Source organism: Microbacterium sp. HM-570, from assembly GCF_054165885.1.
The window spans coordinates 3,131,727-3,155,303 of sequence record NZ_CM135111.1; the positions used below are offsets into that span (position 1 = coordinate 3,131,727).

General features: G+C 67.6%; 20 protein-coding genes and 1 pseudogene. 15 read left to right on the forward strand and 6 right to left on the reverse strand.

Features of this window, described 5'->3' with window-relative positions:
• Positions 1-19 precede the first annotated feature (19 nt).
• Together ACT9TC_RS14940 and ACT9TC_RS14945 are read right to left on the reverse strand one after the other, a co-directional pair.
• Positions 20-1,396: an NtaA/DmoA family FMN-dependent monooxygenase gene (locus tag ACT9TC_RS14940; RefSeq protein ID WP_458041242.1), complete on the reverse strand. Its 1,377-nt coding sequence runs from the start codon at positions 1,394-1,396 to the stop codon at positions 20-22.
• Positions 1,397-1,549: 153 nt separating this feature from the next.
• Positions 1,550-3,067, reverse strand: coding sequence for an aldehyde dehydrogenase family protein (locus ACT9TC_RS14945; protein ID WP_458041243.1), 1,518 nt, complete (start codon positions 3,065-3,067; stop codon positions 1,550-1,552).
• A gap of 224 nt (positions 3,068-3,291) precedes the next feature.
• On the opposite strand from ACT9TC_RS14945, the gene ACT9TC_RS14950 reads away from it, so the two are divergent.
• A complete protein-coding gene (locus tag ACT9TC_RS14950) occupies positions 3,292-4,668 on the forward strand; it encodes an amidohydrolase (protein ID WP_458041244.1) in 1,377 nt (458 codons plus the stop codon).
• Between the two features lie 34 nt (positions 4,669-4,702).
• Here ACT9TC_RS14950 and ACT9TC_RS14955 read toward each other — a convergent pair whose 3' ends face one another.
• Positions 4,703-6,298 carry a molybdopterin-dependent oxidoreductase gene (locus tag ACT9TC_RS14955; RefSeq protein WP_458041245.1) on the reverse strand — a complete coding sequence of 532 codons (1,596 nt, stop codon included), beginning with the start codon at positions 6,296-6,298 and terminating at the stop codon, positions 4,703-4,705.
• A 377-nt stretch (positions 6,299-6,675) separates the two neighbouring features.
• On the opposite strand from ACT9TC_RS14955, the pseudogene ACT9TC_RS14960 reads away from it, so the two are divergent.
• The 7 genes and pseudogenes from ACT9TC_RS14960 to ACT9TC_RS14990 all read left to right on the forward strand — a co-directional run.
• Positions 6,676-7,710, forward strand: a pseudogene (locus ACT9TC_RS14960) (inorganic phosphate transporter); the annotation flags it as partial.
• Entirely contained in the window at positions 7,707-8,042 is a 336-nt protein-coding gene (locus ACT9TC_RS14965) for a peptidase (RefSeq protein WP_458041246.1), read from the forward strand. The pseudogene ACT9TC_RS14960 and the gene ACT9TC_RS14965, both read left to right, overlap by 4 nt.
• Before the next feature lie 20 nt (positions 8,043-8,062).
• Positions 8,063-8,992, forward strand: coding sequence for a phosphodiesterase (locus ACT9TC_RS14970; RefSeq protein ID WP_458041247.1), 930 nt, complete (start codon positions 8,063-8,065; stop codon positions 8,990-8,992).
• A 33-nt stretch (positions 8,993-9,025) separates the two neighbouring features.
• Positions 9,026-9,430 carry a MerR family transcriptional regulator gene (locus tag ACT9TC_RS14975; protein WP_458041248.1) on the forward strand — a complete coding sequence of 135 codons (405 nt, stop codon included), beginning with the start codon at positions 9,026-9,028 and terminating at the stop codon, positions 9,428-9,430.
• On the forward strand, positions 9,427-10,404 hold the full coding sequence (locus ACT9TC_RS14980; protein WP_458041249.1) for an aldo/keto reductase: 978 nt from the start codon (positions 9,427-9,429) through the stop codon (positions 10,402-10,404). Before ACT9TC_RS14975 ends, ACT9TC_RS14980 begins: the two co-directional genes overlap by 4 nt.
• A 169-nt stretch (positions 10,405-10,573) precedes the next feature.
• Positions 10,574-12,040: an aspartate ammonia-lyase gene (locus tag ACT9TC_RS14985; RefSeq protein ID WP_458041250.1), complete on the forward strand. Its 1,467-nt coding sequence runs from the start codon at positions 10,574-10,576 to the stop codon at positions 12,038-12,040.
• A gap of 88 nt (positions 12,041-12,128) precedes the next feature.
• Positions 12,129-12,518 carry a DUF4190 domain-containing protein gene (locus ACT9TC_RS14990; protein ID WP_458041251.1) on the forward strand — a complete coding sequence of 130 codons (390 nt, stop codon included), beginning with the start codon at positions 12,129-12,131 and terminating at the stop codon, positions 12,516-12,518.
• Between the two features lie 83 nt (positions 12,519-12,601).
• Here the strand turns inward: ACT9TC_RS14990 and ACT9TC_RS14995 are convergent, their stop codons facing one another.
• Positions 12,602-13,477, reverse strand: a complete 876-nt coding sequence (locus ACT9TC_RS14995) for a fumarylacetoacetate hydrolase family protein (protein WP_458041252.1) — start codon at positions 13,475-13,477, stop codon at positions 12,602-12,604.
• 79 nt (positions 13,478-13,556) lie between these two features.
• On the opposite strand from ACT9TC_RS14995, the gene ACT9TC_RS15000 reads away from it, so the two are divergent.
• From ACT9TC_RS15000 to ACT9TC_RS15010, 3 genes are all read left to right on the forward strand, one after another.
• Entirely contained in the window at positions 13,557-14,810 is a 1,254-nt protein-coding gene (locus ACT9TC_RS15000) for a PrsW family glutamic-type intramembrane protease (RefSeq protein ID WP_458041253.1), read from the forward strand.
• A 170-nt stretch (positions 14,811-14,980) separates the two neighbouring features.
• On the forward strand, positions 14,981-15,349 hold the full coding sequence (locus ACT9TC_RS15005; protein ID WP_458041254.1) for an FKBP-type peptidyl-prolyl cis-trans isomerase: 369 nt from the start codon (positions 14,981-14,983) through the stop codon (positions 15,347-15,349).
• Positions 15,350-15,531: 182 nt separating this feature from the next.
• On the forward strand, positions 15,532-16,098 hold the full coding sequence (locus ACT9TC_RS15010; RefSeq protein ID WP_458041255.1) for a YceI family protein: 567 nt from the start codon (positions 15,532-15,534) through the stop codon (positions 16,096-16,098).
• A gap of 83 nt (positions 16,099-16,181) precedes the next feature.
• On the opposite strand, the gene ACT9TC_RS15015 is transcribed toward ACT9TC_RS15010, so the two are convergent.
• The gene (locus ACT9TC_RS15015; protein ID WP_458042949.1) at positions 16,182-17,084 is read right to left on the reverse strand and encodes a DMT family transporter; all 903 of its coding nucleotides are present in this window, start codon (positions 17,082-17,084) and stop codon (positions 16,182-16,184) included.
• A gap of 199 nt (positions 17,085-17,283) precedes the next feature.
• Entirely contained in the window at positions 17,284-18,591 is a 1,308-nt protein-coding gene (locus tag ACT9TC_RS15020; protein WP_458041256.1) for an MFS transporter, read from the reverse strand.
• Between the two features lie 224 nt (positions 18,592-18,815).
• Between ACT9TC_RS15020 and rpsO the strand changes: the two genes are divergently transcribed.
• The 4 genes from rpsO (at position 18,816) to efeO (ending at position 23,531) form a co-directional block, all read left to right on the forward strand.
• Positions 18,816-19,085 carry a 30S ribosomal protein S15 gene (gene rpsO / locus ACT9TC_RS15025; RefSeq protein WP_458041257.1) on the forward strand — a complete coding sequence of 90 codons (270 nt, stop codon included), beginning with the start codon at positions 18,816-18,818 and terminating at the stop codon, positions 19,083-19,085.
• Positions 19,086-19,187: 102 nt separating this feature from the next.
• Entirely contained in the window at positions 19,188-21,131 is a 1,944-nt protein-coding gene (locus tag ACT9TC_RS15030; RefSeq protein WP_458041258.1) for a hypothetical protein, read from the forward strand.
• 175 nt (positions 21,132-21,306) lie between these two features.
• On the forward strand, positions 21,307-22,293 hold the full coding sequence (gene efeU, locus ACT9TC_RS15035; RefSeq protein ID WP_458041259.1) for an iron uptake transporter permease EfeU: 987 nt from the start codon (positions 21,307-21,309) through the stop codon (positions 22,291-22,293).
• Positions 22,290-23,531 carry an iron uptake system protein EfeO gene (gene efeO / locus ACT9TC_RS15040; RefSeq protein WP_458041260.1) on the forward strand — a complete coding sequence of 414 codons (1,242 nt, stop codon included), beginning with the start codon at positions 22,290-22,292 and terminating at the stop codon, positions 23,529-23,531. The genes efeU and efeO overlap by 4 nt, the downstream gene beginning before the upstream one ends.
• Positions 23,532-23,577 lie beyond the last annotated feature (46 nt).

Genomic DNA, 23,577 nt, shown 5'->3' on the forward strand with positions numbered 1-23,577 from the left:
TTCAGGCGTACGTGCGGATTCAGGCGTGCGCGCGCAGCGAGACGGCGGGATGGGTCGGCGCGAGGCGCGGCCCGCCGCCCGGGTGCATGCGCTCGCGGAGCGTGGGGCCGGGCGCGTCCGCCAGCAACCCGCGCTCACGCAGGAGCGGCACGACGAGCTCGCAGAAGTCTTCAAAGCACCCGGGCCCGCCGAACGTCGGCTCGAGCATGAAGCCCGCGAGTCCCGTCTCGCGGGCGATCGTCTCGAGTTCGTCGGCGACCTCGACGGGCGACCCGGTGACGAGAAACCCGCGGATGCCTCGGCGCCGGAATCCGTCGAGCACATCGCGCACGCGCACGCTGCCCTGTGCCCGGTACCGGTCGAGCAGGGTCTGCCCCTGCGCGCCGCCGGCGGGCAGCACGACATCCTCGAGCAGTGTGTCGGGGTCTTCGCGGGTCAGGTCGACCCCGGTGAACCCGGCGAACATGACCGCGGCATCGTCCAGGGCGTACAGGGTGTCGAGTTCGGCGCGGCGGGCATGGGCCTCTTCGCCCGTCCGCGCGACGACGATCGTCGCGCCGCTGATCACGGCGATGTCGTCGGCTGGGCGACCCGCCGCGATCGCGCGGGCCCGGACATCCGCGACGACGCCCGCCGCCTGCGGGATCGACTGGCCCTGGATGAACACGGCCTCGGCGTTCCGCGCGGCGAAGGCGCGGCCGCGGTCTGAGGTCCCGGCCTGGAAGAGGACGGGCGTGCGCTGGGGCGTCGGTGGCACGGCGAAAACCCCGTGTCCGCGGTGGTGTTCGCCCTCGAAAGAGACGGGTCGCACTTTCGCGGGGTCCGCATAGACGTTCCGCGCGCGGTCACGCACCTCGGCGTCGTCATCCCACGACTGCTCCCAGAACCGCAGGCACAGCTCGACGAACTCTTCGGCCGCGTCGTAGCGCGAGTCGTGTGCACCCGGGGCAGCCGCCTCGAGGCCGAACAGGGCGTCGGTCGTCGCCTGAGAGCTGCCCGTGACGATGTTCCAGCCGATGCGTCCGCCCGTGAGCCGATCGAGGGTCGCGAAGCGGCGTGCCGTGCCATAGGGCCGTTCGGCCACGGTCGGCGACGTCACCACGAAGCCGAGTGATGTCGTCTGCGCCGCGAGCGCCGCGATCATCAGCATCGGGTCGAGCGCGGGGAACTGGATGCCGTGGGCGATCGTCTCGTCGGGCACTCGTCCGTCGAGCGTCGGGTACCCGTAGGTGTCGGCGAAGAAGAGGAAGTCGAAGCCTGCGGCGTCCAGCGTCTTCGCGAGCGACGTCCAATGCGCGAGGTCATCCCAGTCGTCGCCGCGTCCGTCGGGATGCGTCCACGTCGGCATCCCGTTGTTCGGGTTGACCATCTCGAATGCGCCCAGCAGCATCTTCATCCCTTGGCCGTTCCCGTCATTGTTTGCCGTGACACCGGCCATCAGATGCCAACCATCAGATGCCAACCATCAGATGCCAACCATCAGATGCCAACCATCAGATGCCAACCATCAGATGCCAACCATCAGATGCCGGCCATCAGATGCCAGCCACTAAATGACCGCCACCACGGTCTTGGTCTCGAGGTAGTTCTCGAGCCCCTGCGATCCGTTCTCGTATCCCCAACCGGATTCTTTATGGCCGCCCTTGGGTAGTTCCGGGCCGAGGAACGAGTGGCAGTTGATCCACACCGTGCCCGACTGCAGGCGGGAGGCGATGCGGTGCGCGTTCGAGAGTCCCTCGGTCCACACGCTCGCGGCGAGTCCGTACCGGGTATCGTTCGCCCATCCGAGCACCTCGTCGAGGTCATCGAAGGGCACAACCGCGGCGACGGGACCGAAGATCTCCTCACGCATGATGCGCATGTCTTCGCGCACGCCGGTCAGCACGGTCGGTTCGAAGAACGTGCCGAGGGGTCCTTCGCGCCGCCCGCCCGTGACGACCTCCACGCCATCGGCGGCGCCCTCGCGGATGAAGTCGTCGACGCGCTCGGCCTGCCGCACACTCACGAGGGGACCCAGATCGGCTTCGGCGTCGAGCCCGTGCCCGAGTCGCAACGCCGAGCCGAACGACGCCATGCCGGCGACGAGTCGGTCGTAGACATCCCGGTGCGCGTACACCCGCGCGCTCGCGACGCATACCTGCCCGCCATTGTCGAAGATGCCGCGCGAGATTCCCTCGACGGACGCATCGAGGTCGGCGTCGGGCATGACGATCGAGGGGGATTTGCCGCCGAGCTCGAGCGTCAACCGACGCAGGTCAGCACCCGCGGATGCCGCGAGTTGCTTGCCCACGACGGTCGATCCCGTGAAGGTGATCTTCGCGACACCCGGGTGCGCCGCGAGCGCACTCCCGGCCTCGGTTCCATAGCCGGTGATGATGTTCACGACACCGTCCGGCACCCCCGCCTCGACGAGCAACTGCCCGAGGCGGAGCGCGGTGAGCGGGGTGTCCTCCGCGGGTTTCAGCACGACGGTGCATCCGGCGGCGAGCGCGGGTGCCAGCTTCATCGTGGCCATGAGCAGCGGCGAGTTCCAGGGCACGATGGCGGCCACCACACCGACCGGCTCGCGCACCGTGTAGGCGAAGACCTTCTTGCCCGGGGGAGTCCGTGACAGGGACGTCGGGATGGTCTGACCGAGGATCTTGGTGGGCCACCCGCTGTAGTAGCGGAATTGGTTGATCGCCGCGGGGATCTCGCCGAACCGAGACGTGCGCCACGCCTTGCCCTGGTCGAGGCTCTCGAGCTGGGCGAGTTCGTCCGCGTGCGCCTCGATCAGGTCGGCGATGCGCCAGAGCAACGCACCGCGGGCGGCCGGGGTCATGTCGGCCCAGCCGGGATCGCGCAAGGCCCGGGTCGCGGCAGTCACGGCGGCGTCGACATCCGCAATTCCCGCGCGGGCCGCGCTCGTCAGCAGCGCGCCCGTCGCGGGGTCGCGAGTCTCGAACGTCTCGCCCGACGCAGCTGGATGCCACCGTCCGCCGATCAGCAGGCCGTGCGGGCCCTGATCGAGGAACGCAGAAACGCCCGGGTCGAGGTCTGGCCTCTCGGGCCGGATCGAGTGGTTCATGGAGCATCCTTCGCACTCCGCAGACGGGCGACTGCGCGGGAGTAGCCCCATGTTAGGCGGATGGTCGCGCGTTGTACTATTCGGTTCAGGCGCGCAGATAAAGCATTCTGACCGGGCATATATCCCGGATGTTGCTGGGCGTGCGCGTTCCCGTTTCGTAAACTCTTTGTTTCGCGACCGCCCATCGGCCAGGTTCACAGGCGTCGAGGCGGCACACTCGTCGAGTGACCCGCCCCCTCCTATTGCTGCCCGACCACGTCGTGACCATGGACGATGACCTCACGGTGCTGTCGGGGGTGGGGATCCTCGTCGTGGGCGACACGATCACCGAGGTCGGTGAAGGAAAGGACCTGCGGGTTCGTCATCCCGACGCCGAGATCGTCGACCTGCCCGACCGCCTGGTGATGCCGGGCCTCGTCAACGCACACCACCACTCGGGCATGCTGCGAGGGACGGCCGAGCACCTGCCCGTTTGGGAGTGGCTGCGGCTGCACATCGACCCCATGCATCGGGTGCTGAAGCCGGAAGAGGCAGAAGCCGCTGCCTGGCTCTGCTACGCCGAAGGGCTGCTTTCGGGCACCACGACGGTCGTCGACATGTGGCGCTACATGGATGGCGCGGCCCGGGCGGCGGAGGCACTTGGCAACCGGGTCGTCACGGTCAATTACGTCGGCGAGCACCCCGACTTCGACTACTTCGACACGCTCGATGACAACGAGCGGATGCTGCGCGAGTGGACCGGTGCCGCGAACGGCCGAATCATGCCGTGGGTCGGGCTGGAGCATCCGTTCTACGCGGATGAAGCGGGCATGCAGCGAGCGATCTCGATGGCGCGGGAGTTCGACACGGGGCTGTACACGCACTGCAGCGAGTCCGAGATCGAACTCGCCGACTTCCGTGACCGGTACGACATGCGGCCGATGTTCGCGCTCGAGAAGCTCGGATTCTTCGACGTGCCACGAGCGATGATCGCGCACGCCGTGTGGCTCGATGGCTCCGAGGTCGACCTGATCGCCGAGCGCGGCGTCGGCGTCTCTCATAACCCCGTCTCGAACATGAAGCTCGCGAGCGGCATGGCGCCGATCGCCGAGATGCTCGCGGCGGGCGTCAACGTCGGGCTCGGCACTGACGGCGAAAAAGAGAACAACAACCTCGACATGTTCGAAGAGATGAAGGTCGCGTCCCTTCTCGGAAAGCTCCGGACGATGGATGCCGCGGCGATGGATTCCTGGGACGTGCTGCGCATGGCAACACGCGGGGGAGCGGCGGCGATCGGGCGTGGCGCTGAGCTGGGTGCGATCGAGGTGGGGCGTAAGGCCGACCTGATCGCGGTGCGGACGCACACACCGAGGATGACGCCCCTCCTGGCGGATGGCGGCTACGCCAATCTGCACCACAACCTCGTGCACGCGGTGCGCGGCTCTGATGTTGATCTGACGATGGTCGACGGGCGCATCGTGGTGCGCGACGGCGAGTTGCAGACCGCGGATCTCGGCGAGTTGATCGATCGTGTGCGATTCCTCGCTCCCGACCTGTTCGCCCGCCGGAGCGCGTATCTCGCGGAGCAGGGCGACCCGGACGGACTTTTCGCCGGTCGCTGAGTGACCGGTTGCGGAGCCTGTCGAAGAGACTTTGCTACGTCACGGTGACGAGGGTCCGCTGCCATCCGCTCGACCCGTTGGGCGCGATCGGCGCGCGTTCCTGCGTCTGAACCTCGCCGACGGCGTTCACCGCGCGCACCGTGACGTAATGCGTTCCTGGGGTGGCATCCCAGTCGACGTACCACTGCACCCAGGTGTTGACACCGACGGCGGTCGAGAGGTTTGCGACCTGCCAGTCACCGTCGTCGATCGATACCTCGACCCGCTCGATGCCGACGGTTTGGGCCCAGGCGACACCCGCGATGGGAACGCGTCCCGCGGCGACGGGGTTGCCCGGACGCGGGGTATCGATGCGGGATGACATCTTGATCGGCGCTTCGGCGCTGTACCCGCGTGGGGTCCAGTAGGCCTCGTCCTCGGCGAACGTGGTGACCTTCAGCTCCGTGAGCCACTTGGTCGCCGACACGTATCCGTACAGGCCGGGCACGACCATCCGCACAGGGAAGCCGTGTTCGAGGGGCAGGGGCTCGCCGTTCATCGCGACCGCGAGGATCGCGTCGAGGCCGTCGTTTGTCAGAGATTCGAGAGGCGTGCTCGCCGTGTATCCGTCGACACTGCGCGAGAGCACCATGTCTGCTGCGGCCGCCGGTCCCGCCGCCCGCAGGACATCGCGGATGGGGACGCCCCACCACTTCGCCGTCCCGACGAGATCGCCACCGACCTCGTTGGAGACGCAGGTCAGGGTGACGGAGTATTCGTCCAGGCCCATCCCGACCAAATCATCGAACGTCAGCTCCAGAGGCGTGTCGACCATGCCGACGACGCTGAGGCGCCAGGTCTCGGGGTCGATGGTCGGCACCGTCAGCGCGGTGTCGACACGGTAGAAGTCCGCGTTCGGCGTGTACAAGGGCGAGATGCCCTCAATGTCCAGTTCGGCGCCGGCGGGAACCGTGACAGTCGTGCGGGGTGCGGGAAGGTTCAGTCCGCGCCGAAGCGCCGCGATCGAGGATGTCGTGGCCCCGGCGACACGTGAGCCGATGCCGACCACCACGGCCCCCGCGGCAGCGATGCCGCTGATCAGGAGGAAGCGTCGCCGCGCGACTCCCGAGGCGGGGGAGTCGGCCGCGTCCGATGCTGTGCCGGACGCGCGGGTGGCATCCGAGCGCCAGGCGCGAAGCATCCGTCCGAGCACGATCAGGAGCGCGGCTCCCGCGATCGCACCCGCGACGGACGGAATCCACGAGACGGCCGTTGCACCCGCGCGAGTCACGACGGCGGCGACCGACAGGATGCCTGCGACGCCGAGCGCGACGGCGCCGAGGGGCGGTCGCACGAGCTCGAGAATGCCCGCGATGGCCGACGCGATGAGCACGGCGAGGCCGAGGCCGACGAGCAGTGCGATCTTGTCGTACTCGCCGAAGGTCGCGATCGCGAACTCTTTGAAGGGTTGCGGCACGATGTCGATCACGAACGATCCGACGGCCAGCAGGGGTGACCCGCCGCGCGCGAACAGGAGGGCGAGCAACTCGGCGACGGCGAGGAACACCGCCGCGCTCACGACCCCCGCGAAGGTCGCCCAGACGACGAACCGTTTGGTTCCGCGTCGCTGTGCCGTGATCGGGTTCGCCATGATCGTCTCCGCCCCGCGACACCACTCTGGCCCGCACTCTCGTATTCGCCACGGGTGGGGTATCGGATTGCCGGATCCGCTGATCTGCGAGCGGTCGCGATTGGCCGCCTGGAATCGCGGACACGCGGCGAGTCGCGACCGCTCGGGGGATCCTGTGGTGGACGGACGCGTCGGACGGATGCGGCGACCGGGCGTTGATCGAACGTACGAGTTGTGGCGCGATATGCGGTGCGAGTTGACCGCACCCGGACGTGCTGTCAGGATTCTGCGTGGCTGGTTAACGGAACCTGAACCCACGGTGAACTGTTCGTTCGTCATGCCACCCACGGCGGCGCTCCCTCACAGATCCTCGACGGAAAGCGAACGGTGGAAGCCGCATCATCCGCGAGGATCAGATCTCTGCCGCCGTCTTTCCGGCGCTGATCTTCGCGGGATTGATCGGCGCGACCACATGGAACATGATCACCTGGCTGCTCGGCCTGCCCTCGAGCTCCTTGCACGCCCTGTTCGGCGGGTTGATCGGCACGACCCTCGTCGGTGTGGGGGTCATGGCGATCGATTTCGGGGTGGTGCTGTCGAAGGTCATCCTGCCCGCCGTGATCGCCCCGCTGACGGCCGGCATCATCGCCTTCGCCGCGACCAAGCTCGCGTACTCGATGACCCGCCGCTACGACGGAAAGCCCGACGGTCGCGACGGGTTCCGATGGGGCCAGATCTTCACCTCGAGCCTCGTCGCCTTGGCGCACGGGACGAACGATGCTCAGAAGACGATGGGCGTCATCACCCTCGCCCTCATCACAGTGGGGTGGCAGTCGTCACCCGACCCGCAGCCGTGGGTCATCGTGGCGTGTGCCGTGACCATCGCGCTCGGCACCTACATGGGCGGATGGCGGATCATCCGCACCCTCGGTAAGGGGCTCACGGATATCAAGCCGGCGCAGGGCTTCGCGGCCGAGGCATCCACCGCGTCGACGATTCTCGCCTCGAGCGCTCTGGGTTTCGCCCTCTCGACGACCCAGGTCGCGTCCGGCTCGGTGATCGGTTCGGGACTCGGACGCCGCGGCTCGATCGTTCGCTGGCGCACGGTCGGACGGATTGCGATCGGATGGTTGCTGACGTTTCCGGCTGCCGGCGGTGTGGGCGCGGCGGCTGCCCTGGTGGTCGTGTGGCTCGGCACATGGGGCGTCATGATCGACGCGTTGTTGGCGGTCCTGATCGTTCTCGCGCTGTTCCTGCGGTCGCGTCGCAACTCGGTCAATGCCTCGAACGCGATGAGCGAGGTCGCCGATTCGGGGAAGGCCGTCAATGTCAAGCGGAACCCGCCCCCGACCCGTCGGCAGCGGGCGCTTGCCCGGGAAGAGGCGCGCATCCGAAATGCTGCAGCCGACCGGCGCGCAGACAAGGGGCAGTGAACGTGACGATCAATTGGTTCGCCTTCGTACAGGTGTTCTTCGCTGCGCTCACCGGCGCCGTCCTCGTCGTGGGCTTCTACGCGCTCGGCCTTCGGATGCTCGTGCGTTCCGGGCGTGCGCCGGTGGTCGCGCCGGCCGACTTCACCGACGCCATCGCCGTGATCACGGCCCAGGAGGCGCGCCGGGCCGAGAAGGCTGCGGCGAAGGCCGCGAAGAAGAGCCCGTTGACGGACGGCCAGCGCCGGGTCGCGTTGTGGGCGGCATACGGATGTTTCGGCCTCGCCGCAGCGGCTGTCTTGGCCGGCCTCGTGCTCATCATCGTCGGGCACTGACCTCGACATAGGCTGGGCGGGTGAGTGAGACAACGGTCGCCTTCGGGCAGCATCCTTCCGCCCAGCGCACGATCGTCCACGTGAGCGACACACACCTGCTGGCCGACAACGTTGCGCTCGGCGGCCGTTACGACACCGAGACGAGCCTGCGCCGGACGATGGAAAGGGTCGGCGAACTCCGGCTCGCACCCGATGCGCTCGTCTTCACCGGCGATCTGACCGACCTCGGCGAACCGGACGCGTACGAGCGGCTGCGCGCCATCGTGGAGCCCGCCGCCGCTGAATGGGGATGCCCCGTGGTCTGGGTCGCGGGAAACCACGACGAGCGTCCGGCCCTCCGCGAGAGCTTGCTCGGTCTCGAGCCGACGGAGGAGCCGGTGCTCGGCGAGTGGGACCTCGGGGGACTGCGTCTGCTCGCGCTCGACTCGAGCGTGCCCGGGTGGCATCACGGCGATCTGGACGACGCGCAGCTCCAATGGTTGCGTGCCCGCCTCGCCGAGCCGGCGCCGCTCGGCACGATCCTGGCGCTCCACCATCCTCCGTTGCCGAGCCACGTACCGCTCTTCGGCATCCTCGAGCTGCAGCGGCAGGAGCGCCTCGCCGAGGTCATCGCGGGCAGCGACGTGCGCGCGATCCTCGCTGGTCACTTGCATTACTCGACGAGCGGAACCTTTGCCGGTGTCCCCGTGAGCGTTGCGGCGGCCACGTGTTACACGATGGACATCGCGCGTCCCGCGCTGTCGGTCAATGGCATGGACGCCGGGCAGTCGTTCCACCTGGTGCACGTCTACGACGACACCGTCACCCACTCCGTCGTACCGGTTTCGGGTGCGGCTGACGGTGACTACTTCGCTCCGGAATGGTACGAGCGGATGTCTCGCCTCACCCCCGAGGAGCGACTCGAGGCATTCTCGCGTAAACCCGACAGAAGCGGGTCCGCGAACGCTTGACTTCGAGTGCGCTCGAAGTTCTAGCGTGGGGCCATGACCCTCACCCACGACGATTCGCCGACGCCGGAAATCGGTGTCGCGATCTCCGACGCGGCGGTCGCGACAGGCCTCTCGACACACACCCTGCGCTACTACGAGCGAGCCGGGCTGATGCTCGATCCCGTCGAGCGCGCATCGTCGACCCACCGTCGCTACGGTGACGCCGACATCGCGTGGGTGCAGTTCCTCACCCGCTTGCGGTCGACGGGCATGCCCATCGCGACGATCCGCGAATACACCGAGTTGGTTCGCCGCGGTGACGAAACGGTCGATGCGCGGCGCGAACTGCTCGTCCGACACCGCGCCGCCGTGCTGGAGCAGCTCGAAGACATCACGGCGAGCCTCTCCGCCATCGACATCAAGATCGCCATCTACGAAGAAAAGGGAGCGAACGCATGAAGAAGATCACGCTAGGCACCGACGGCCCCGTCATCGGCCGGATCGGTCTCGGTCTCATGGGTATGAGCGCGTTCTACACCGGGGCCACGCGCGACGATGAGGGCGCCATCCGCACGATCCACCGCGCCCTCGAGCTGGGCGTCACGTTCCTCGACACCGCCGAGATCTACGGTCCCTATGTGAACGAGGAACTGCTCGCCCGGGCCATTGTCGGGCGACGGGACGAGGTGGTCATCGCGACGAAGTTCGGCACGATCCGCCACTCCTCTGACGGTCAGGGCGGATTGGATGGGAGTGCCGAGAATGTGCGACTCTCCGTCGAGGGCTCGCTGCGCCGGCTCGGCACCGACCACATCGATCTCTACTACCAGCACCGGATGGACCCGGCAACGCCTATCGAAGAGACGGTCGGGGCCCTTGCGGACCTGATCGCCGAGGGCAAGATCCTGCATTACGGCCTGTCGGAGGCAGCGCCGGCGACGATCCGGCGGGCGCACGCGGTACATCCCGTGACGGCGCTCCAGACCGAATACTCGCTCTGGAGCCGCGATCCCGAGGCGGTGATACTGCCCACGGTTCGCGAACTCGGCATCGGGTTCGTGCCGTATTCGCCCCTGGGACGCGGGTTCTTGACCGGCGCCATCCGCTCCCTCGATCAGCTCGACGAGAGCGACTTCCGCCGCTCCAACCCGCGCTTTGCAGGTGGGGCGCTCGACGCGAATCTCGAGATTGTCGAGAAGGTCGAAGCCGTCGCGCAGGAAGCCGGGGCGACACCAGCGCAGGTCGCCCTCGCGTGGCTGCTGGCGCAGGGAGATGACATCGCGCCGATTCCGGGCACGCGTCGCATCGTGGCGCTGGAGGAAAACGTCGCCGCGGATGCGGTGCGGCTCTCGCCGGAGCAGATTGCCGCTCTGGGTGAGGTGGGTTCGCCCGTGGGCGAACGGTACGCCGACATGACGCCGGTGAATCGCTGAACCCAGAATCAGCCGACCGGTTGAATGTGCTGGGCTCGCCGGAATTGGCGACGTTCATCGGAGCAATCAGGACGCCGCGCTCACCGTATATCGCGGCGGGCGCGGCGTTGGTCGCGGGTAGGCTCGGGGAATCTCTCTATCCGCCGTGATCGACCCACAAGGACACCACATGGCCTCCCACATCGACGTGGACGCAACGCAGCCGACCCGCACCGAATCCGACTCGCTCGGCAGCCTCGAGATCCCGGCTGAGGCCTACTGGGGAATTCACACCGCCCGCGCGCTGGAGAATTTCCCGATCGCGAAGCGGCCGATCTCGGTCTACCCCGAGCTCGTGCGCGCGCTGGCGATGGTGAAGCAAGCATCCGCCCGCGCCAATCGCGATATCGGTGTGCTCGACGCCGAGAAGTCGGACCTGATCGATCGTGCCGCTCAGCGTGTGATCGACGGCGAATTCCACGATCAGTTCGTCGTGGGCGTGATTCAGGGCGGCGCGGGGACGTCGACCAACATGAACGCGAATGAGGTCATCACGAACGTCGCGCTCGAGATGGTGGGGCGTACCAAGGGCGACTACGCGTTCCTGTCGCCGATCGATCACACGAACCGCAGCCAGTCGACGAATGACGTCTATCCCACTGCCATCAAGGTGGGGCTGAGCCTGTCGCTCGTCAGCCTGCTGGAAGAACTCGATCTGCTGCGCCGCTCATTTCTTGCCAAGGCCGCCGAGTTCCACGACGTGCTGAAGGTCGGGCGGACGCAGCTTCAGGATGCCGTGCCGATGACGCTCGGGCAGGAGTTCCACGGCTTCGCCACGACGCTCGGCGAGGACTATCACCGCCTGCGCGAGAACGCCCGCCTGCTGACCGAGGTCAATATGGGTGCGACAGCGATCGGCACGGGAATCACAGCCCACCGCGGCTATGCGCAGTCGGTCGTGCGCCACCTCAGCCACATCTCTGGGCTTTCTCTGGAGACCGCTGCCGACCTGGTCGAGTCGACGAGCGACACGGGTTCGTTCATGTCGTTCTCGTCGTCCCTCAAGCGCAACGCGATCAAGCTCTCGAAGATCTGCAACGACCTGCGCCTGCTGTCCTCCGGCCCGCAGGCGGGGCTGGGCGAGATCAACCTGCCCGCGCGTCAGGCCGGTTCGAGCATCATGCCGGGCAAGGTCAATCCGGTGATCCCCGAGGTGGTCAATCAGGTCGCGTTCGCCGTCGCCGGAGCGGATGTCACGGTCACCATGGCCGTCGAGGGCGGGCAGCTGCAGCTCAACGCGTTCGAGCCCGTTATCGCGCACTCGATCTTCCAGTCGATCACGTGGATGCGTCAGGCCATGTGGACCCTGCGCGTCAACTGCGTCGACGGGATCACCGCGAACCGTGACCGGCTCGGCGCGATGGTCGGATCGTCGGTCGGCGTCGTCACGGCGCTCACGCCCTTTATCGGGTACGCGGCATCCGCGGCGCTAGCCAAGACGGCGCTGCTTACGGGTCGGAACGTCGGTGACCTCGTCGTCGAGGCGGGACTGATGTCCGCCGAAGAGGTTGCCAAGCAGCTCTCGCCCGCGCGCCTGTCGGGCCTCGAGGCGGTCACCGCGGCGATCCCGGTCATCGTCGCGGCCGAGGATCTCTGACGTCGTATGACCGACCGCTGAGCATCGTCGTTGCCGCCGCTCACCGTGAGCCGATAGGTTCGAGCGCGTACCCACGAGAGGACTCCTCATGAGCGACGCCAACGGACCCGCAGACCACACCCCGCCCCCGCCCGCCCACCCGACCGCACCGTCCGCGCCGGCCAGCGCAGCTCCGGGAGCTCCGGTCCCGGGGAAGACCCTCGGTATCGTCGCGCTGATCGTCGCGTTCTTCGCGAACGTCATCGGCCTGATCCTCGGCATCGTAGCGCTCGTGCAGAGTCGCAAGGCCGGATACAAGAACACGCCGGCAGTCTGGGCGATCATCGTCGGGTCCGTGCTCGCCGTTGTGGGCGTCATCCTGTTGGTCGTGCTGATCAGCGTGTTCGCTGCGGGCGCGGGCGAGCTGCTGCAGCAGTGTGCCGAACTCGGCCCGGGCACCTGGACGCTCGATAACGGCGCCACCGTCACCTGCGGCTAGGACTATTCTCCGGTCGTTGAGCCTGTCGAAACGGTAGCTCGTTTCGTCTCGGCGCTCCGCGCCTCGCTCAACGACCGGGGGCGTCAGTCGAGGATGCGGCAGTGCGTCGTCAACTCGCCGATACCGTCCACGCCGACCGTCACGGTCGAGCGGTCGCGGAGAAAGATCTGCGGATCGCGCGAATAACCCGCGCCGCCCGGGCTCCCGGTCGAGATGAGGGTGCCCGGCAGCAACGTCGTCGTACCCGAGAGGTGCGAGATGAGCGTCGCGACGGAGCGCACCATCTGGTTGGTCGATGCATCCTGCACCGTGTGTCCATCGACGACGGCCCAGATGTGCAGGTCCTGCGGATCGGGGATCTCGTCCGCCGTCACCACGAACGGGCCCGTCGGAGTGAAGCCGTCGAAGGACTTGCAGCGCGACCACTGTGCCTCCGAGAACTGGATGTCTCGCGCGGTGATGTCGTTGACGACCGTGTAGCCCCACACGTGATCGAGGGCGTCCTCGGGCGAGACGTCGCGAGCGGGGGCGCCGATGATGACGCCGAGCTCGGCCTCGTAGTCGACGGATTCGCTGAGGGAACGTGGCCAGGAGGTGGTCTGCTCATGCCCCGTCAGGGAGTTCGGCCAGAGGCTGAAGACCGTCGGCGCGGCATCCGTCTTCAATCCCAGCTCGCTCGAATGGGCCGAATAGTTCAGCCCGATCGCGAGGATCAGCGGAGGACGGTTCGAGACCGAGGCGAAGGTGACGTCGGCGAGCGGATGCCGTGGCACTCCGGCCGGCGGCTGTGTCAACGCCCGGCGCACACGGGTCAGGCCCTCTTCGCCCGACTCGATCAACGACTGGAGGTCGGCGGGACCGTCCTGCACGAGATCGGGGATGGCGATGGACTCATCGCCTTCGACAACGGCAAGGACGGGAGAACTCGCCCCGGAGGGCACGATGTGGGCAAAACGCACACCCCAACGCTACCGCGCGTGGGTCGAGGGGTAGTTTTCGCCGCCCTCTGAGTGAGCATGCCCGCCATATGCTGGCCGGGTGACGTATGCGCCCCCGCCCTGGCCCGACCGCCCCGGTTCGCCCGACCCCGCGGGCTCGGTGCCCTCCGCCGCGTCGTTCGCGTCGCCCTTGGCGCAACCGCAGCACGCCCCCGGGGCATACATCCCGCCCTCGCCCATGCCGGTCTCGGCGTCTGTCGAGTCGGTTCCCGCCGTGCTTCGGAAGGGTCGTCGCGTCTCGATCTGGCTGTTCGCGCTCCTGGCCGTGCTGCTCATCGGACTCGTCGGCTATTTCCTCACCTTCCTCGGTGCGAGCGCCTCCATCATCGGGATGATCGTGGCGCTCGTGCCGTTCGCCGTCGTTCTCTTCGCCGTGAGGGTGATCGACCGCTGGGAGCCCGAACCCCGCGGTCTTGTGGTGTTCGCGGTTGCCTGGGGCGCTATCGCCTCCGTCGGTATCGCGCTGCTCGTCGATCTGGGCCTCATCCTCCTGCTCGGGAACAGCGACTCGTCCGCGCGCGAGCTGTTCTCGACGGTCGTGCAGGCTCCGGTCGTCGAAGAAGTGGCGAAAGCGCTCGGACTGTTGCTGATCTTCGTGACCGCCCGTCGCGCGATAGATGGCCCCGTGGACGGCATCGTGTACGGCGCTCTGGTGGGTGCGGGCTTCGCCTTCACCGAGAACATCCAGTACTTCGCGATCAGCTATCTCGACGGGGGAGCGGGGGACCTCACGGCGACGTTCTTCGTTCGCGGCATCCTCTCGCCCTTCGCTCACGCCATGTTCACCGCCGTGGCCGGCTTCGCGCTGGGGCTTGCAGCCAGACGCGGCGCGACGGGCGGTCGAGCCCTGGGGGCACTCGGCCTGGGGCTGATCGGGGCGATCGCACTCCACGCGTTCTGGAACGGGTCGGCGATGCTCGGCGACTTCTTCGGCCTCTACCTGACGCTCCAGGTTCCGCTCTTCATCGGATTCATGCTCGGAATCCTGGCACTCCGCCGCGAAGAAGCACGCCTCACCCACGCACGCCTCGGCGAATACGCCTCGGCGGGATGGTTCACCGCGCAAGAGGTCGACATGCTCGCCACTCCCGCGGGCCGCCGCGAGGCGCTCCGGTGGGCGAAGACGCTCCGCACCGATCGCTCGCCGATCATGCGCGCCTTCATCGCCGACGCCACCGCGCTGGCCGCGGCGCGCCAGCGCGCGATCTCGGGACGGGATGCCTCGGCCGCCGAAGACGAACGCGTGCTGCTCGCTCGCACGGCCGCGGCGCGGGCCTCGCTTCTATCGATCTGAGGCTGCCTCCGGTCGTCCGGGAAATGACTCAGCGCCCGGTGCCGCGGCGATGCCTGCGTGTCTACCGGGCGCTGAGTTGGCCTGCATTGAGTCTGCCCCCGGCCTGTGAAGGTGTCAAGAGTGCTCGGGGCGGCTTTGACCCGACATCGGCGGTCCGGTTGGATGGAGTCATGACTGCAGACCGCACAAAGCCCACGTTCGACGCCCCCGAGCGCCCCGCGCCCGAGACCCTGGTCGTCCGCGACATCATCGTCGGAGAGGGTGCCGAGGCGAAGCCCGGCGATACCGTGACCGTGCACTACGCGGGGGTCGAGTACGACTCGGGCGAAGAGTTCGACTCGTCGTGGGGCCGGGGCGAAAGCATCCAGTTCCCGCTCCGTGGCCTGATCCAGGGCTGGCAGGACGGCATCCCCGGCATGAAAGAGGGCGGCCGTCGCGAGCTCGTCATCCCGCCGCACCTGGCTTACGGCCCGGCGGGTGGGCACTTCCTCGGCGGCAAGACCCTCATCTTCATCATCGACCTGATCAAGGTCGGCTGACCCCTTTCACGAGGTCAGAGGCTCGGCGTGTCACTCGCGTGCCGAGCCTCTGTCGTGCCTGGTGTGAACCTGGCGCAACCGATCCGTGAACTTTCTGCATTCACGGGAATAGATAAGGGCGCGAGCTCGTTAGACCCCCCGTACCGCCGGGATTCCGGCCCTCTTTGAACCGAAGGACAGACATGACCGACAGCACCGCAGCCCTCACCGAGTTCCCCGGCTACAAGGCCGGCACCTGGACGCTCGACCCCTCGCACAGCGAGGTTCAGTTCAGCGTCCGCCACATGATGATCTCGAAGGTGCGCGGCACGTTCGGCGTGAAGTCCGCCACCCTGACGGCCCCCGAGAACCCGCTCGAGGCCACGGTCGAGGCCACGGTCGATGTCGCGTCCGTCGACACGAAGGACGAGGGGCGCGACAACCACCTGCGCTCTGCCGACTTCTTCGACACCGAGACCTACCCGACCATGGAGTTCCGCTCGACCGGTGTCCGGATCGAGAACGGCGACTTCCTCGTCGACGGTGACCTGACGATCAAGGGCATCACCAAGCCCGTCACGTTCGACTTCGACTTCGGCGGCTTCGGCACGGACCCGTGGGGCAACTACAAGGCCGGCGCGACCGCCAAGGCCGTCATCAACCGCGAGGACTTCGGTCTGACGTGGAACGCCGCTCTCGAGACCGGCGGGGTGCTCGTCGGCAAGGACGTCACCATCGAGCTCGACCTGCAGGGCGCGCTCGCGGCCTGATCTCGTCGCAGCTTCACCTGCGCGAAAAAGGGACGGATGCTCCGGCATCCGTCCCTTTTCGTTGCCCCGAGTCGCGGCGGGGGTCAGGAGCGGCGGCACAGCCGCAAACGGTCCTGCGCCAGCAGGATCCCCAAGAACACGACGATCGCGCCGGCGGGCTCATTCCACGTGAGTGGCTCGCCGAGCACGATCAGGCCCAGCGCGACGCCGACCACGGGGGTCAGGTAGGTGACCGTCGACGCACGCGTCGGGCCCCAGGCGCGGAGGGCGTTCTGGTTCCAGATGTACGCGACACCCGTGCCGAGGCATCCGAGCAGCAGGACGCTGCCGACGATCCAGGGATTGAGCACGACCTCGCCGATCGCGACGACGGGGGTGAGGACGAGCATGATCAGCGCGGCGATGCCGATGTTGAGGAACGAGAACATCAACGCGCTCATGCCCGAGTTGGAGACGAACTTGCGCATGTACGCGAGGCTGAATCCGTAGCAGGCGGTGGCGCCGAGGATCGCGAGCTGGGCGATCATGCTCTGGTCGAGATCGAGACCCTCCCACGGAGCGATGAGCACCATCACACCGAGGATCCCGACCACGATCCCCGCGATCTGCATGCCCTTGAGACGTTCGACGCGGAACAGCAGGCCCGCCATGACCGCCGTCATGATGGGGGTCGTCGCGTTGTAGATGCTCGCGAGGCCCGACGTGACGTGCTGCTGTGCCCACGAGAACAGCAGGAACGGGATGACGCAGAAGGTGATCGCCAGCACGGTCATGTGCATCCACACGCGCGGAACCCGCGGCAGGCGCTCGCGGCGGAGTGAAACGAAGATGCCGAGCGTGATCGCCCCGAGGACGAGGCGCGACCACGCGACCTGGCCGGGCGACATTCCCTCGAGAGCCACCTTCATGAAGAGGAAGCTCGACCCCCAGACGATTCCGGTCAGGGCGAACTGCAGGGCGATCCAGGCGTTGGGCGGTCCGGCGATGGATCGTGCCGGGACGGTCGCGGAGGTGCTGGACGAGGGTTTGGCCGGGTGCTCGAGCGGGGGTGGGGTGGTGCTCACCGGCTGACTCTAGCCCCGGCATCCGACGTTCCGAGGCGTCGGCGGATGCCGCGTCCGGAATCCGCCGACGATCGGCCGTCTCACGCTGATGCACGAGTCCCGCGTGGGCCCCTGCGCCGAGTCAGGGCTGCGGGTCGAGCGCGTCGTACGCGCGGAACCGGGGGCTCCGCCGAACGAGCAGCGCAACGAGGATGACGATGATGAAGCCGCCGATGAGCGGGGGGAACCACAGCGCCGTCACGGTCGCCAGCGTGCCGGCGTAGAGCGCGCCGAGGCGCGGGCCGCCCGCGACGACAACCATGAAGATACCCTGCAGACGTCCGCGGATCGCGTCGGGCACCGCCGACTGCATCATCGTCTGCCGGTAGATCGCGCTGACGTTGTCGGCCGCGCCCGTCACCGCCAGCAGGACCATCGAGAGGACGATGAGGGGAATGTTGGCAACATCCTCACCCAGACCCGCGGGAGCAAACACGCCGAACGCGGCAATGAGGAGCACGCCGCCGAAGCCCGCCGTGGCCGCGCCGAACACCAGGATCGAGCGTTCGATGCCGAGGCCTTGCCGCCGGACGCGCCCGATAGGACCCGAGAACAGGCTGGAGAAGAATGCTCCGGCTGCGATCGCGGCGGTCAGGACACCCGTCGTGATCGCCCCGCCGCCGAGCAGCACCGCGCCGATCGCGGGGAAGAGGGCGAGCGGATGCCCGAAGGACATCGCGACGATGTCGAGGATGTACTGCAACCGGATGTTCGGGGCCTGCCTGAGGAAGGCCCAGCCGTCGGCGAGGGAGCGCAAACCCGGGCGCACAGTGACGCCTTCGGGGCGGATGCGCGGGAGGGTCCAGAGACCGAGGAACAGGGCCAGCATCAGCACGACGTCGACCGTGTAGGTCCACGGGTACCCCACGAAAGCGACCAGGATGCCCGCGAGCGCCGGCCCCGCCATGACCATGATGCCGACCGTGATGCCGCTGAGCGCCGCGGCCGCGGGCAGCAGTTCGCGCGGCACGAGACGCGGGGTGATGGCGGACTTCGTGGCCGAGACGATCGAGTTCGCCGACGAGTTGACGATCGACAGCAGGAACAGCCACGCCACTGTCTCGTTCCCCGTCCACGCCAGAACCGCGAGAAGAAGCGTCGAGACCCAGGTGACGGATGCCGCGATCAAGGCGACCGCGCGACGGTCGAAGTAGTCGGCGAGCATGCCGCCATACAGTCCCGCGAGAATCATCGGTACGAGTCCGGCGACCGCGATCATCGCGACCGCCAGCGTCGAGCCCGTCAACTCGAAGACGTGCAGCATGACCGCGACGATCGTCAGCTGTCCGCCGAGGCCCGCGAGGGTCGATCCGATCCACAACCGGGCGAAGGCCGGGCTCTGGGTGAGGGGGCGCAGATCGATGAAGTGTTCGCGGCGCAGACGCGCCATCACCGGTCCGCCCCGTGTTGCACCCCACGAGGTTAGTCGAGCCCCGGGGCGCGAGACGTCACCAGTGTGCTCTTTCGGCCGCGTTGCGAGGACATAGGTGAAGTCTCGCGCTGCCGACGGGGACTGGTAGACTCTGGAGGTTGCCGTTCGATCGGCCGCGGATAAAGAGAGCTCACGCATCAGGCGATGGGCGCCGCGCAATGAAGAGAAAGGGGATCCCCTCTATGCCGCTTGAATTCGAAGCCAAGAAGGCGATCATCGAAGAGTACGCGACGCACCCCGGTGACACCGGATCCCCCGAGGTGCAGATTGCGATGTTGTCGCAGCGCATCAAAGACCTCACAGAGCACTTGAAGGAGCACAAGCACGACCACCACTCGCGTCGTGGTCTGTTCCTGATGGTCGGTCAGCGCCGTCGTCTGCTCGGCTACCTCCAGGACATCGACATCAACCGCTACCGCGCGTTGATCGAGCGTCTCGGACTCCGCCGCTAAGTCGCACCAGCGTTCAGTCGCTTTCTCGAAGGCCCGTCCCACGGCGTGGGGCGGGCCTTCGTTTTGTCCGGACGCGCCATCCTCGGCGCCGAAACACCCATCGTGAGCCGAAACATCCTGTGTCGACGGATGTTTCGGCGCATATCGGGTGTTTCGACGTCCGGACGGACGGGCGGACGGATGCGCGGGCTGCGGGCCGCGGACGGGCGGCCGGATGAGCCCGAGGGGTGGGCAGCTCAGGGCCTCCGGTATAAGGTCCCCGGTATGGGGATCTCGCTGGGGAGCGGACGACGAACACGGATGCCGTGGCGACGACTCGTCGCGGGCGCGGTCATGACGCTACTGGCCGCGGGTATCGTCGGCGTCGGCGTCGGCGTCGGCAACGCGAGCGCAGCGTCCGCGAGCGAACCGGCCACGGTTGCGGTCGAGGAATCTCTTGCGTGCGACGACCTGCTGAGCCCCGGCATCCTCGACGCCGTCCTCGCCCGCCGGTTCGTGCCCATCGAGAATGCGACGCCGCTCTTTCCGGCCGACGGTCGGCAATGCTGGTGGGGTGACCCGGGTGGATTCCGAACCCAAATCTTCGCTGTCGGATTCGTGCCCCTTACCGCCGAACAAGCCGCCGCCGAGGGCGAGCGCCTGCTCGCGACCGGGCGTTTCGCGCGCGCCGCCGAAGACGACGTCATCTACCGCGCGATCCCGGCCGATTTCACGAACATGGCCGAGTACGTCGATCCCAGCTTCCGGTTCCACTACGCCGAGGGCTACTGGTTCTTCGTCTACGACCCGACCGCGGAGCTCGAGGAGGGCGTCGAGCAACTGCGGGCCATCTACAACTGGGGTGATGTCCTCGCGGCGGACCTTCAGTCGAACGTTTTGTCGGCGTTCGTGCCGGAGCCCGCCGTCGTGGAGGAAGAGGCCGAGTTCCCGCCCATTCCGGCACCCACCCCCGGCGGCTTCAGCGCCACGACCCCATCGACGCTCAGTGGCCTGCGCACGGCCGCGGAGGTGGACTTCGGCCCCGCCGCGGTCGGCGGATGCCTCGCGGCCGCGCTCGTGCTCGTGGCGTTGATCGGGCTGCCGGGTCGACTGGTCGATTCGGCTCTGTCGTCGCGATACGACGAGTGGGGAGGGTTGCTCCGGCCCGTGTTGCGGCCACTACGAGTCCGGGTGCGCGCCGTGGCTCGTGCCGTGGAGAACCTGCCCACGGTCGTGGTGGTCGGTGGGGGAGTCGTGCTCGCCGCGCTCTTCGCGGCGCTCGTCGAGCCGGACTTCGGTCTGAACGTCGGGTCCGTGCGGCTGTTGCTGTCGCTTGTCGGGGCGTTTCTGATCGAGAACGTGGCGGGCCTGGCTTTACTGGCGTGGTGGCTCGGGCGCAGGGGTGCCCCGGCACGTCTCCGTCTTCGGCTCGGGTCGCTGCTCGTCGTGCTGATCACCGCAGTGGCGAGCCGCGTTGCGGGCTTCGATCCCGGCTTCGTGTTCGGGTTGGTCCTCGGTCTTGCGTTCGTCGGCGAGATGTCGGCACGACGCGAGGAAGCCGGCGACCGGCCGAGCAGACGTGACGTCGATCAGGCACTCGGCGAGGCGACCTGGCTCTTCATCGCCGGCGTTGCTTCGTGGCTCGTCTACAGCGTCGCGGTCGGGCTCTCGCTCGGCGCAACGGGTGGAATGGCCGGCCTGCTGATCGTCGAACTCTTCGCGGGACTCGCGGTTGGATGCCTCGCCGCCCTGTTCGTGGTCTTGTTGCCTCTGCCGGGACTGATCGGCGCGACGCTCTGGGCGCACAGTCGAATTCGGTGGGCGATCGCCGAAGCGGTCGCGATCGGCGTCTTCCTCTTCATCGTCCTCCCGCTCCCGGCGAGCTGGACGACCGTCGGTGCCCCGTTCGCTCTGTGGGTAGCGATGTTCGCGATCTACGCCGTCCTGGCGGTCGCGCTGTGGGCGGTACTGACTTACACCCCCGCGGGCTGGATCGCGGCTCGGACCCGGCCCGAAGCATCCAGACCACCCGAATTCGATTCGCCGTCCGTCGGCGCGCGCCCCTGACGCCGCGCGCCAGTGCCCGCCTTGGGGTCGCGCGAGCGGACGCCCGTGACCGGATTTGAGCTGCACGTCCCGCGGGAGTAATGTCCCCTGAGTGAGGGTTGCCTAACCTCACAACCGGATGCCCCGAAAGCACCCTGGATCCCCTCGAATATCCCGAAAGCCGCGCGATAGCACCGTGTTCGCAACATTTCTGATCGGCCTGCGTGAAGGTCTGGAAGCCGCCCTTGTGGTCGGCATTCTCGTGGCCTACCTCTCTCGCCTCGGGCGTCGCGCTGTGCTGCCCCGGTTGTGGATCGGCGTCGGTCTGGCCGTCGCGCTGTCACTCTCGCTCGGTGCGATCTTCACCTTCGGCGCCTACGCGCTCACGACCGCAGCCCAGGAACTGATCGGCGGACTGCTCTCACTGACGGCCGTAGCCATGGTCACCTGGATGATCTTCTGGATGCAACGGGCCGGTCGAACGCTCAAGAACACTCTGCACGCCGGAGTCGACCGCGCGCTCGCGTCGGCCTCGCTGTGGGGCCTCGTCGTCATCGGCTTCGTCTCGGTCGCGCGCGAGGGTGTCGAGACGACGCTGCTGCTGTGGTCGATGGTGCAGTCCTTCGGCAATGCGCCCGAGGCGCTCCTCGGTGCCCTCCTGGGCCTGCTGGCAGCCGTTGTGCTCGGCTGGCTGCTCGCCCGCGGGATGCTGCGGCTCGACCTGCGCCGATTCTTCACCTGGACGGGCGCGTTCTTGATCATCGTCGCCGCGGGCGTGCTCGCCTACGGCATCCAAGACCTGCAAGAGGCGGGCGTCCTGCCCGGCCCCTTCACGGCGCTCGCACCTCTCGACCCCGCCACGGCCGCCGTCGCGACCGGGTGGGCGGGCATCCCCTTCGGCTGGGCGTTCGACGTAAGTGGCGACATCGCTCCGGGGGGACCCCTCGCCGCGATCCTGCAGGCCACCGTCGGCTTCACCCCGCAGATGTCGTGGCTGCAGATTTTCGCGTGGGTCGCCTACGTCGGGGTCGTCACGTTCGTCTTCGTCCGAAACCTGCGCGCTCATCGGCCCGCGGCGCCCGGACCCCACGAAACCGTGGCACCCACTTCGGATGCATCGGCCGAGGCATCCGCTCCATCTTCTTCTCCGTCATCCGTCCCCGTAAACCAAGGAGCCCCATGACCGCCTCCCGCATCATCGCGAGAACCCTCACCACAACGGCGATTGCGGCGATCGGCGCCCTCGCGCTCGCCGGATGCGTCGCCAAGGCCGATGTCGCCGCCGCCGACGCCATCACGGTGTCGTCGACCGACGCCGGATGTGATGTCTCGGCAGCCACCGCGTCGAGCGGCACGCTCGCGTTCGACGTGACGAATGCCGGCGACCAGATCACCGAGTTCTACCTGCTGGCCGACGACGGACTCCGCATTGTCGGCGAGGTCGAGAACATCGCGCCCGGAGCATCCCGCACGCTCACCGTCGTTGCGCAGCCGGGCGAGTACTTCACGCTCTGCAAGCCGGGCATGATCGGTGAGGGTGTCGGCCGAACCGGATTCTCGGTTTCGGGTGAGAGTGTCGCGATCGATGGCCCTGACGCCGAGCAGAAGCAGCAGGCCGTCGACCTGTACGCCGCGTTCGTGAAGGACCAGGTCGAGCAGCTCGTGCCCGCCGTCGAAGAATTCGCGACGGCCTACGCGACCGGAGATGACGACACCGCCCGCGCCCTGTTCCCGCAGGTGCGTGCCTATTACGAGCGCATCGAACCCGTCGCCGAGGCGCTTGGCGATCTCGACCCGCGCATCGACTATCGCGAGGTCGACGCCGTTGCCGAGGGGCTCGACTGGACAGGCTTCCACCGCATCGAGAAAGACCTCTGGGTTCCCGCGCTCGACGCGCTGAACGCGGATGGCGAGACCTCGGCCTGGCAGGACTGGAACCCGTCGACCACCGAGGAGCGCGCCGCTTTCGGTGACGAACTGGTCGCCGACATCCAAGAACTCGACACGTACGTGCACTCGGACGACTTCCAAGCGGCGCTCGATGCCCAGGGCGTGGCGGGTCTTTCAAACGGCGCGATCGCCCTGCTCGACGAGGTTGCTACCGGCAAGATCTCGGGCGAGGAAGACTGGTGGTCGGGAACGGACCTCTGGGACTTCGCCGCCAACGTCGAGGGCTCCAAGATGGCGTTCTCGCTCGCACGCGACTTCGCGGAGTCGAAGGGCGACGACGGCGCCGCGCTCGTCGACCAGATCGATGAGGGCTACGCCGACCTCGAGGCATCCCTCGCGAAGCACGGATCGCTCGCCGACGGATTCGTCAACTACCGTGAGCTGACCGACGACGACAAGCGTGAGTTCACTGACCTGATCAACGCCCTCGCCGAGCCGCTGTCGCAGCTCACCGTGACGGTTCTGGAGTGATGTGAGCCAAACAATTCCGCCCACGGGCGGGACGGATGCCGGGGCA